This is a genomic window from Laedolimicola ammoniilytica, from assembly GCF_025567165.1.
Classification (GTDB): domain Bacteria; phylum Bacillota; class Clostridia; order Lachnospirales; family Lachnospiraceae; genus Laedolimicola; species Laedolimicola ammoniilytica.
Genome location: NZ_JAOQKC010000012.1, coordinates 97,911 through 108,184, shown reverse-complemented (window position 1 = coordinate 108,184; position 10,274 = coordinate 97,911). Strand labels below are relative to the sequence as shown.

Here is a 10,274-nt window from a genome sequence, read left to right as displayed (position 1 = left end):
CCGTCCCGTTTTCATGCCCGCCTCCGCGCGGGCCTTTTTCGTTCAAGAGAGCGCCGGAGGCGGTCTTTCCTATAAAGTAAAAAAGAGCGCATCCCCGCAGGAAATGCGCTCTGTCTCTGTTTCCTCTGTTTTTAGATAGCCGGTGCGTGCTCCAGCAGATATTTCTCTGCCTCTGCATTCCACAAGCCGTTGGTCTTGGCTACGATCTTCGCCAGCTCCGCGAACATCGGATCCTCTTTTCCCTTCTCCTCAAAGTCTGCAATCGCGGTCAGCGGCAGGGAGATATGGGTGTAAATCAGTTTCTTTCCGCCCGGTACGTTCGGCAGGTTCAGCGTGGTTTCTCTTGCCACGTTCAGGCCTCCGATATGTGTTACCAGGATAGCCGGATCCAGCTTGCCCTGCCCGATCATGGAAAGGCACTCTTTCATATCGTCCGTATTTCCACCGGAGGTTCCTACCACGTGGGTTCCTGCGTAATGTACATTGTAGAAGTTGAACGGCGCGGAGAATGCCGGGTTGGAGGGGCCTGCGAAGAAGTTCAGGCAGCCGTCCTGTGCCAGAATGCTGTCAGCCAGCTCTACCACCGGAGCTACCGGAGCGAATACCAGCACGTCGTTGAAGCCTTCGCCGTCAGTGAAGTCCATCATAAACTTATGGGCGTCCTCTACCTTGCCTGTGTTGGCATATACCAGCTTGATCCCCTTCTTGGCAGCCTCTTCCGTCGGAAGCACCTGTGCCGCGCGCGCCAGTCTCGCGTCGTCGATGTCGGTAACTACTAAGAGAGACGGACATCTGTCACAGTGTGTGATATAGTCAATAGCAGCCAGTCCCATGGGGCCTACACCTGCCAGGATCGCCATCTTGCCGCCCTCTACGATGCCCATGTCATGCTCGTATTTTCCTCTGGTGGCATGATACATGGCGTGGAAGGTACCTGCTACGCAGGACAGAGGCTCTGTCAGAGAGCCGCCGAAGAAGTTGTCGCTGTCGAAATGAAGCAGACAGCCCATCTCCATAACCTCGTTCGGAATAATGATATATGTAGCGTCGCCGCCGATGTACTCATAGGAGTATCCCGGAGCCGCCAGGCTTCCCTTGTAGTTCAGAGCCGGCTGGATGGAGAATTTCTCACCCTCCTTGAACTCATGTGCCCATTTTGCTCCTACCTTTACCAGGTCACCGCAGAACTCATGGCCGATGATAACCGGATGCTCTTTGATATTTTCCGGAACACGCTTGTGATCCTCGCCCTGCATGGCTGCTTTGTAGGAAGACATGCAGATACTGTCGGATACGACTCTCGCCAGAATCTCGTCGTCCTTAATCTCCGGAAGCTCATATTCGTCCAGACGTAAATCTTCTTTTCCGTAAAGTCTCAGTGCTTTTGCTTTCATAGTTCTTCTCCTTTTATGAAATCTATGGCTTAATCTACTTTCTCACGCTCGATTAATTTCCAGGTGGCGTCTACCAGGTGCTTGAACTGCGGATCCTCCAGCTGTTTGCAGATCATGCTCTGGCGGGAGGAATTCACGTCCTCGCCGGAGATCTCCATCATGCCGTAATCGCGGCAGAGCTTCTGCAGTCTGGTCATCTGCTCCTTCGTATTGCGGGCCGGCATGTAAGTGACGCCGTGTACGCCCTCTTCCTTCAGCATTTCGAACAGCTCATCCAGAAAATCGTCCTCGAACTTCGCCGCCTTCTTATCGCCTGTGACGGAATTCGTCACATCGCCCAGATAGGGATAGCAGAGAATCGCGCCCACCTCGTCGGCCAGCTTTACCAGGTCTGCAAAGGGCATACACTCGTCCGTGGCCGGTACGTAGATCTTGGATACCAGCTCCGCTTTCATGACGCCCAGCAGGTCGTAGATCAGATGCGGATTTTCCGGATCCGACAGCCGCGCTTTTGCAGTGTCATTTAACGCGACGCCCAGTTCCTGCTCCACGAAGTCTGCACAGCCGCCCCGGGGTGCTTTGTCCAGAATCTTCTGGCTTAAGGCGCAGAGCACATGGCGCTCGGTGATGGAACCGCCGTTCTGATACTGGGAAATGGGAACGACGTCCTGATCGAAATCCACTTCAATACCATAGGGCTTCATCAGCTCATTGATATTCGCCACCATCTTGCGGTTCCGCACATTTCGTTTTTCCCGTAAGGGAGCGAAGACCTCGTCCAGACGCTTGAAGCCCGTCGCCGGGATGCTGTGAATCGCCATGTAACAGATACCGGCCTGATCCGGATTATTCAGCTTCCGGCCCGCCATCTTCGTGGCTGACAGATCCACGCGGCACTCCATACCACAGGTGGTGCCAATCCCGGCGATCTTGCCCGCTTTCCGAAATTCTACGGCTCCGGCGATGCTGTCGTGATCCATGATTCCGGCTGTCTGAAGACCCTCGTCCCGGGCACAGTATACCGCCGCCGTCGGGGAGTACGGGGAAAATGAGTAAATGGTATGTATGTGATTGTTGGCAAACTGAGGCTTTACCTCCGGCTTCTCCTTCTCGCCGCCGATCAGAATGGCCAGGTTCGCCAGCCGCTCCTCCGGCGTAGGAGCGTTCAGAAGCTTTAAGACCTCCTGCCGTTCCACAAATTTATCCATAAATTCCTCCTAGTTCAGCATGGTCTGACCGCCTGTCACCGGAATAGCCTGGCCTGTCTCAAACTCCTGTTCTACCGCGTAGAACAGTGCCTTCGCCACATCCTTCGGAGTGCAGCCTCTGTGAATCGGGGACTTGGACAGGTAATAATCCTTTACGTCCTGTACGGTCTTTGCTCCCGGAACCTTACCTGCGTTCAGGTACTGTACGAAGAGTCCTCTCTCCGGGTCGGACCACAGAGGGCCGTCATAGAAGTTGCCCGGGCAGATGGAATTTACTTTAATGTTGGAGGTTACCAGCTCCAGGGCAAAGCTCTGGGTCAGGCCAATGCCGCCGAACTTACCGCCTGCGTAAGCGCTGTTGTTCTTAGAGCCTACCAGGCCGGATTTGGAGTTGATCTGGATAATATCGAACCACTGCTCCGGATCTGCGTCGTGCTGTGCCTTCATAATCGCGGAAGCATACTTGGCAGCGTTAAAATAGCCGATATAATTGACCTTGGTTACAAACGCGAATGCCGCCGGATCCATATCGTCCAGGCTGCCTGCCTTCAGAACGCCTGCGTTGGACACAAAGATATCGATGCCCCCAAAATGCTCTACCGCGTCGCATACCATCTGCTCCATGGACGCCGGGTCGGATACGTCTACCTTCAGGCCTACGGCACGGTCGCCGAACGCTTTCGCCGCTTCCTTTGCCTGATCCACATTCAGGTCCGCAAGTACAACGCTTGCTCCCTCATGGTACATCTCTGTCGCGATTCCCAGACCGAAGCCCTGGGCTCCTCCGGTTACCACTGCGATTTTACCAGCCAGACGGCCTGTAGTCGCCGGACGGTTGTGAATGTTTTTCTTGGCGTATTCCTTTGCTTCTGCCAGATTCATACTAAATTCCTCCTTTTATATGTGAGATTTTTCCAATTTTGATTGTTTTTCCGTACTTTATGCTTTCATTATAGCACTATTCCAACATAAGTCAATATAAATATAGATAAATCCAACAGAAAAACAACATATTTTTATTGAAAAATCAAAAAACGTCTCTGCCTGCAACATAAACATGCTGCGGCAGAGACGCCTTTCTTCTTCATTATCCTATTATCACATCGCCAACCGTGTACCCCAGCGGATCGATCCCCGCGTGGAGGGCTTCGGCAATGGCTTCCGTGGTCAGCTGCTCCGGCAGATAAAAGATAGCCTGTCCCTTCACATGAGAGGCAGAGACCCCCTTGGCCTGAGGGAACTGCCCACGGATGGCGTCTTTGATGTGGGCCTCGCACATGCCGCACATCATACCGTCGATCCCGACGATGACCTCGGTGAGACCTGCTGCTTTGGCGGAGCGCCTGTGAGGCTTCGCGCCTGCCTTCGGCTTATCCGGCTTAAAGAAGCTGATAACAATGCGGACAGCGACCACAGCTAGGACTGCCAGTAAAATCAATACAATTTTATCGGTGCTGTTTACAGGGACATTTGCGTTCATACTATTACCTTTCTTTATTTTCAAAATACCATATGGGGGTATATTTTTCTGTAAAGGTTACGCCCGCTGTCTCAGACAACGAGCGCTCCCTTATGGCTTATGTTATACTTAGATAATAAACTTTTTTATACGCCTGCCTTCGCAGCTTTTCCCTCAGAAACCTTCTTCTTGTTGGGATCCGGACGGAACAGCAGGTACAGCAGAACTGCAAGTACTGCCAGTGCCACAACAGTGAACACATTGAATGCCACCTCGCCGATAGCCAGACCAACCAGCTGATATACCACCAGTGCTACGCAGTAAGCCATCAGGTTCTGGAACAGGATAGCAAACCAGAAGAACTTCCGATTGCCCATCTCCTTCGCCATGGAGGAGATAGCTGCCAGACACGGTGAGTCGAACATGTTGAACAGCAGGAAGGATACTGCTGCGATTCCGCTGGGGAAGAATGCCGCAAATGCGTCGTGCATGGATACCTCGTACTCTTCCACCTCAACAGCCAGAGAGGACAGCAGACCCATGGTGGAAACGATACCCTCTTTTGCCACGAAACCGGACAGAGAGGAGGCAACTGCCTGCCAGGTACCGAAGCCCAGCGGAGCAAACAGCGGAGCAAGTACGCCGCCGATCACAGCCAGCAGAGAATCTGCGGAATCTACCAGTCCGAAGCTTCCGTCTACGAAGCCGAAGGAACCAAGGAACCACATCACTGCACAGCAGAGGAACAGAATCGTACCGGCCTTCTTAATGAATGCCCATACACGCTCCCATACGTGAAGCAGTACGCCCTTAACAGAAGGAACATGGTATGCCGGAAGCTCCATAACGAAGGGAACCGGATCGCCGGCAAACATCTTTGTCTTCTTCAGAATGATACAGCAAACGATAACCATGATGATACCGGCAAAGTACATCACCGGAGCCATCCACCATGCGCCGCCCATCAGGAAGCCTGCAATCAGGGCGATAACCGGCAGCTTCGCGCCACAGGGAATCATGGTTGTGGTCATCATGGTCATACGGCGGTCGCTCTCGCTCTCAATGGTTCTGGTACCCATGATACCCGGAACACCACAGCCAGAGGAAATCAGGAACGGAATGAAGCTCTTTCCTGACAGACCGAAACGACGGAATACACGGTCCATGATGAACGCCACCCGGGCCATGTAACCGCAGTCCTCAAGGATGGACAGGAACAGGAATACGATAGCCATCTGCGGAACGAAGCCAATCGGCGCGCCCAGGCCGCCCAGGATACCGTCCACCACCAGGGAGATAACCCAGTCGGAAGCGCCTGCGTTAGTCAGCAGAGTTTCCGCTCCGCCCTGCAGCCACTCGCCGAACAGAACGTCGTTGGTCCAGTCTGTTACTACAGTACCGATGGTAGATACCGCAATATAGTAAACCAGGAACATCACAACCGCGAAAATCGGCAGAGCCAGAATACGGTTGGTTACAATCTTGTCAATCTTATCTGAGGTGGAAAGCTCACCGGCCTTACGCTTCTTGGATACACACTCCTTTACCAGCTCCTGGATATACAGATATCTCTGGTTGGTGATGATACTCTCAGCATCGTCGTCCATCTCCTTCTCGCACTCTTTGATGTGCTCTTCCAGATGGGATTTCAGGTCAGCGGAAAGCTGAATGTGCTCCAGAGCCTTAGAATCGCGCTCGAATACCTTGATAGCATACCAACGAAGCTCTGTGGCATCTACCAGTCCCTGAATGGACTCCTCAATGTGAGCGATAGCGTGTTCTACGCTGCCGGTAAATACGTGGGGAAGCTCTGTCTGTTTACCCTTCTTCGCTTCCTCGATACACAGCTCTGCCGCCTTCTTAGTCGCGTCGCCCTTCAGTGCGCTGATCTCGATGACCTTGCAACCCAGCTTCTTCTCAAGCTTAGCGATATCGATCTTGTCGCCGTTCTTTCTTACCAGGTCCATCATGTTGATAGCGATAACCATCGGCAGACCTACCTCAACCAGCTGTGTGGTCAGATACAGGTTACGCTCGATGTTCGTACCGTCGATGATGTTCAGAATAACGTCCGGCTTCTCCTGTACCAGATAGTTTCTGGTTACGACTTCCTCAAGTGTGTACGGGCTCAAGGAATAGATACCCGGAAGGTCCTGAATGATGACGTCCTTATTCCCTACCAGACGTCCTTCCTTCTTCTCTACTGTTACGCCAGGCCAGTTTCCCACATACTGGTTGCTGCCTGTCAGATTGTTGAACAATGTTGTTTTGCCGCAGTTCGGATTTCCTGCAAGTGCAATTTTAATTGACATGTCTTCCCCTTTTCCTGATCCTTTCATCCTCCGGATCATAATTTGATTTGAAATGACGCTTCATTTTAAAGCTTACTCCATCTCCAGGATATCCGCATCTGCTTTACGCAGTGAAAGCTCGTAGCCACGGACCGTTACCTCGATGGGATCTCCAAGCGGCGCTACTTTACGCACATAGAGCTCTGTACCTTTTGTGATTCCCATGTCCATGATACGTCTCTTCAGCGCACCCTCTCCATGAATCTTCACTACTTTGGATGTGGCTCCTACCGGAACATCTCTTAAGGTTTTCATTTCTTCCACTCCTCCTTCTGGCGATCTTATGTTTTACAAACGCAGGCCTTGCCCTAGGCGGTCTGCGGTACAACCATCACTTTGGAAGCCATCTGGCTTGTGATTGCAAGCCGGGATTCCTTCACGTTCACGATGATATTGCCGTCTCCCAGCTGGGAAATGATTGTGATGTGCGCGCCTGCCACGAATCCCAGATCCTCCAGATGTTTTTTGGCTTCTTCATTCCCGCCGACTCTGGCAACCATGAGTTCATCACCTGCGTTGGACATTGCTAATGGCATCATGATCGATCGCTCCTCTCTTCTTTCGTTCGTTTCCATTCTCCTGTGCCATCGCGGCACGTTAGTTTTAACTAAAAGTTAGTTAATATTTACTAACATCGTGTCTTATTTTAGATCAATCAATTTTGATTGTCAATATCAATAAGGAAATTTTATTAGCTTATGCTAACTCTTTTTTATGTTTTTGTCTCTATATGGATATTTCGGCAATTTTTTCCGGTTTTCAGGCAAAAAAATAGTGCAGAAACCACAATCTTTTTCTTCCATTTGAAGAGGGTATTGAGGTTTTTACACTATTTTCCATTTTCTTACATTTTCATTTTTCAAAGCGCTCCGGACTGCGGCTGCTCCGCTGACGTCTCCGGCTCCAGGCCCGCTTCCTCTTCGGCCTCTTCCTTAAAGTCCTCCATCTGCTCCGGCGTGGCCTGTGGCAGTTCGCCCACGGAATTGACGCCGAACCGGCGCAGGAATTCCTCGGTGGTACCAAAGAGAATGGGGCGTCCCGGCGCGTCCATGCGGCCCACTTCTTCAATGAGGCCGTATTCCACCAGCTTATTGACTGCGTGATCGCTCTTGACGCCACGGATTTTCTCTACCTCCAGACGGGTCACCGGCTGCTTGTAGGCCACGATGGACAGGGTCTCCAGCAGCACGTCGGTGAGGAGTGTCTTCTTCGGCTGCTTTACCACCCGGATCAGCTCCTCATAGTGCTCCGTCTTCGTGCAGAGCTGCCAGGCTCCACTAAGCTCCACCAGACGGATGCCACGGTCCGCCTCCTCATAGCGCAGGGCCATCCGCTTCAGAATATCGTTCATCTCCTGCTTATCCAGTTCCAGCGCCTCCGCAAGCCTCTCATTTTCCACTGAATCCCCGGCCGCAAACAGTATGGCTTCCACCGCCGCCCGGATCTCGCTTTCCGTTCTCTTCTCTTCCACGTCTTACTCCTCTTGCTCTGCGGACGCCACCGGCGTTCCGAGGGCGTCTCCCGCTTCGATATAGATTTCTCCAAAGGTATCGTCCTGCTTTACGTTCAGCTTGCCCACCTTCATCAACTCCAGAATGGCCAGGAAGGTCACGATGACCTGCATCTTACCGTGCTTGCCGGAGGCCTTCAGGATGCCCCGGAAGCTGGTGCGGGGGTGCCGCATAAGTTCCTCCTCCACATAGGCCATCTTGTCCTCCAGGCTGACCTCTTCCTTCTCAATCGCCCCGAATTTGCTTCGGATCGGGTCGATCTTATCCTCGGTGCGGCGTAAGATTGCCTGAAATACTTCATTTAACCGGACCAGGGTCAGATCCCCCAGCAATTCGTCCAGATCTACGGGTGCCGTATAGGTGGCCACCTCCTTCGGGATATCCGCCTCCCGGTAGAGACTCCGCCCGGCCTCGTCCTGGCGTCCTTTTAGCTGCTCGGCCATGCATTTATAGAGCTTGTACTCCAGCAGGCGCTCCACCAGGTCGGCCCTCGGGTCAATTTCCTCGCCCTCCTCGTCCACCTCGGCGGGCAGAAGCATCTTCGCTTTGATCTCAAGCAGGGTTGCCGCCATCACAAGGAATTCGCTCATGATGTTCAGATCTTTTTTCTCCATGGCCCGGATATACTCCATATACTGGTCGGTGATGGTCACGATGGGGATATCATAGATATCGATTTTATTGCTTTCTATCAGATGCAGAAGAAGATCCAGAGGGCCTTCAAATGCAGGCAGTTTCACGGGAATGCCCATGTTATTCTCCCTTCAGACGGATCACCGACAGCTCCGCCGGGTTAAAAATCCGTATATTCACTGTATGCGTGCCCAGGCCCCGGCTGACCACCAGGTTCTTCCCGGCTTTCCTGAAATGCCCCGCGTCATACCGGGGAAATAATTTCGCCTGAGGCGTAATGAGCCCGCCGATGCCCGGAATTCGGATGATGCCGCCATGCAGATGGCCGGATACGGTCAGATCCGCGCCCCACCAGGCATAGCTGTCGAAATAGATGGGATTGTGAGCCAGCAGGATATTGAATCTGGCCGGATCGGGGCGTCCGATGGCTTTTTCCAGGTCCTCCTGATGGAAAATGGCTCTGCAGAACTTCTTATAATAAAACTCCGGCAGCTCGTAGCCGTAGATGTCCATGTTAAGGCCCTGGGCGGAAAAGGAGACTTTTTCATTTTCCAGAGGCTTCACACCGTATTCCTTAAGAGCCGCCGTGTATTCTGTATACATGCTTCCATAGAGCTCCGGGTGCAGGCGCATGCGGTACTCATGGTTGCCATTGCCGTAAAACACCGGAAGACCACTCTCCCGCAGGCGTCGTATGAGCTCCACCGCAGGCGTGAAATCCGCCCCCGGTCTGCCCACCAGCAGATCGCCCGCCACCAGTGCCGCGTCGGGCTTCTGGGCGAAAATTGCCTCCGCCAGCCGCTCATTTCCCGGGCCGTAGCAGAAGTTATGCAGATCCGCAAGCATAACAAAGACCGGCCCAGTGGAACCGGCCGGAAGCTTTGCAGTATTTACTTCGTATTCAAAAATTTTAAAATCAGACATGAGGATAGATTACCATATTTCCCCGGGAAATGCAATTACGCATTTTCCCGGAGATATCTCTCGTTCATCTTCGCCCGCAGCTCCTCGTACACCGCATGCTTTTCCGTATTTACGCTATACTCTTTGGATCCTGTACCCTCGCGGATCTTATCAAAGGCTTCGGCCACGTCAGCGTACTCGCCCATGGTGACAGCGGCTACCATCAGGGCACCGATAGCAGTACTCTCGGCGTTGTCCATGCGGATGACGGGCTTGCCGTAGATATCGGCCTGCATCTGGTTGAAGGCCTCGCACTTGGAGAGGCCGCCGTTGATGAGGATCTTGTGGAGGGGCACATACTTCTCAAAAGAAGCGATATTATTGCCAATCTCCATGCAGATCCCCTCCAGCAGGGCCTTCAGCATATCCTCTCTTGTAGTACCGAGAGTCAGACCTGCGAACTCTGCTGTGGCCTCGCTGTTCCAGTCCGGCGTGGATCGTCCCTGGAAATAAGGCAGCGCCATGCAGCCGTGGGAACCGGCCGGGATACCGTTCAGAATATCGTCCAGCTTGCCATAGAAATCTGTCTCCTCCCGGAAGAAATTGCGCTTACACCACTCCATGGCGGAGGTACAGGTCAGCATATTGGCCTCCAGGATATAATTGCCTGCTGCGGAAGAGGCATTGCATACTACGTCCCAGTCCAGATTCTCCGGCACTTCTTTACAGGTGGTCAGAAGGAAACCGCCCGTACCCAATGTCAGGGATACCTGGCCGTCCTTTACCACGCCCTGGCCCAGCATACCGCACTGCTG

General features: G+C 52.8%; 11 protein-coding genes. All 11 read right to left on the bottom strand.

Annotated features, from left to right (window positions below; translation table 11 throughout):
• Window positions 1-131: 131 nt before the first annotated feature.
• Window positions 132-1,394 (bottom strand): zinc-binding dehydrogenase, encoded by a 1,263-nt coding sequence (locus OCV63_RS10420; RefSeq protein ID WP_158363758.1) that lies wholly within the window; start codon window positions 1,392-1,394, stop codon window positions 132-134.
• A 29-nt stretch (window positions 1,395-1,423) separates the two neighbouring features.
• Window positions 1,424-2,602, bottom strand: a complete 1,179-nt coding sequence (locus OCV63_RS17850; RefSeq protein ID WP_158363757.1) for a PHP domain-containing protein — start codon at window positions 2,600-2,602, stop codon at window positions 1,424-1,426.
• Window positions 2,603-2,611: 9 nt separating this feature from the next.
• The gene (locus OCV63_RS10410; RefSeq protein WP_158363756.1) at window positions 2,612-3,484 is read right to left on the bottom strand and encodes an SDR family NAD(P)-dependent oxidoreductase; all 873 of its coding nucleotides are present in this window, start codon (window positions 3,482-3,484) and stop codon (window positions 2,612-2,614) included.
• A gap of 205 nt (window positions 3,485-3,689) precedes the next feature.
• Window positions 3,690-4,082 carry a heavy-metal-associated domain-containing protein gene (locus tag OCV63_RS10405; protein ID WP_262670799.1) on the bottom strand — a complete coding sequence of 131 codons (393 nt, stop codon included), beginning with the start codon at window positions 4,080-4,082 and terminating at the stop codon, window positions 3,690-3,692.
• Window positions 4,083-4,207: 125 nt separating this feature from the next.
• A complete protein-coding gene (gene feoB / locus OCV63_RS10400) occupies window positions 4,208-6,373 on the bottom strand; it encodes a ferrous iron transport protein B (RefSeq protein WP_158363755.1) in 2,166 nt (721 codons plus the stop codon).
• Between the two features lie 72 nt (window positions 6,374-6,445).
• Window positions 6,446-6,667 (bottom strand): FeoA family protein, encoded by a 222-nt coding sequence (locus OCV63_RS10395; RefSeq protein ID WP_158363754.1) that lies wholly within the window; start codon window positions 6,665-6,667, stop codon window positions 6,446-6,448.
• Window positions 6,668-6,720: 53 nt separating this feature from the next.
• A complete protein-coding gene (locus OCV63_RS10390; protein ID WP_334308309.1) occupies window positions 6,721-6,948 on the bottom strand; it encodes a FeoA family protein in 228 nt (75 codons plus the stop codon).
• 323 nt (window positions 6,949-7,271) lie between these two features.
• Window positions 7,272-7,883, bottom strand: coding sequence for an SMC-Scp complex subunit ScpB (gene scpB / locus OCV63_RS10385; protein WP_158363752.1), 612 nt, complete (start codon window positions 7,881-7,883; stop codon window positions 7,272-7,274).
• A 3-nt stretch (window positions 7,884-7,886) separates the two neighbouring features.
• Window positions 7,887-8,675, bottom strand: a complete 789-nt coding sequence (locus OCV63_RS10380; protein WP_158363751.1) for a segregation and condensation protein A — start codon at window positions 8,673-8,675, stop codon at window positions 7,887-7,889.
• A gap of 1 nt (window position 8,676) precedes the next feature.
• A complete protein-coding gene (locus OCV63_RS10375) occupies window positions 8,677-9,480 on the bottom strand; it encodes a metallophosphoesterase (RefSeq protein ID WP_158363750.1) in 804 nt (267 codons plus the stop codon).
• Window positions 9,481-9,515: 35 nt separating this feature from the next.
• On the bottom strand, window positions 9,516-10,274 hold a 759-nt coding region (locus OCV63_RS10370; RefSeq protein WP_262670798.1), incomplete at its 5' end, for an FGGY-family carbohydrate kinase.

What these genes read in the sequence shown, in the direction of transcription:
- OCV63_RS10420 (WP_158363758.1), bottom strand. Translation starts at nt 1,394, where the DNA reads ATGAAAGCAAAAGCACTGAGACTTTACGGAAAAGAAGATTTACGTCTG.
- OCV63_RS17850 (WP_158363757.1), bottom strand. Translation starts at nt 2,602, where the DNA reads ATGGATAAATTTGTGGAACGGCAGGAGGTCTTAAAGCTTCTGAACGCT.
- OCV63_RS10410 (WP_158363756.1), bottom strand. Translation starts at nt 3,484, where the DNA reads ATGAATCTGGCAGAAGCAAAGGAATACGCCAAGAAAAACATTCACAAC.
- OCV63_RS10405 (WP_262670799.1), bottom strand. Translation starts at nt 4,082, where the DNA reads ATGAACGCAAATGTCCCTGTAAACAGCACCGATAAAATTGTATTGATT.
- feoB (WP_158363755.1), bottom strand. Translation starts at nt 6,373, where the DNA reads ATGTCAATTAAAATTGCACTTGCAGGAAATCCGAACTGCGGCAAAACA.
- OCV63_RS10395 (WP_158363754.1), bottom strand. Translation starts at nt 6,667, where the DNA reads ATGAAAACCTTAAGAGATGTTCCGGTAGGAGCCACATCCAAAGTAGTG.
- OCV63_RS10390 (WP_334308309.1), bottom strand. Translation starts at nt 6,948, where the DNA reads ATGCCATTAGCAATGTCCAACGCAGGTGATGAACTCATGGTTGCCAGA.
- OCV63_RS10380 (WP_158363751.1), bottom strand. Translation starts at nt 8,675, where the DNA reads ATGGGCATTCCCGTGAAACTGCCTGCATTTGAAGGCCCTCTGGATCTT.
- OCV63_RS10375 (WP_158363750.1), bottom strand. Translation starts at nt 9,480, where the DNA reads ATGTCTGATTTTAAAATTTTTGAATACGAAGTAAATACTGCAAAGCTT.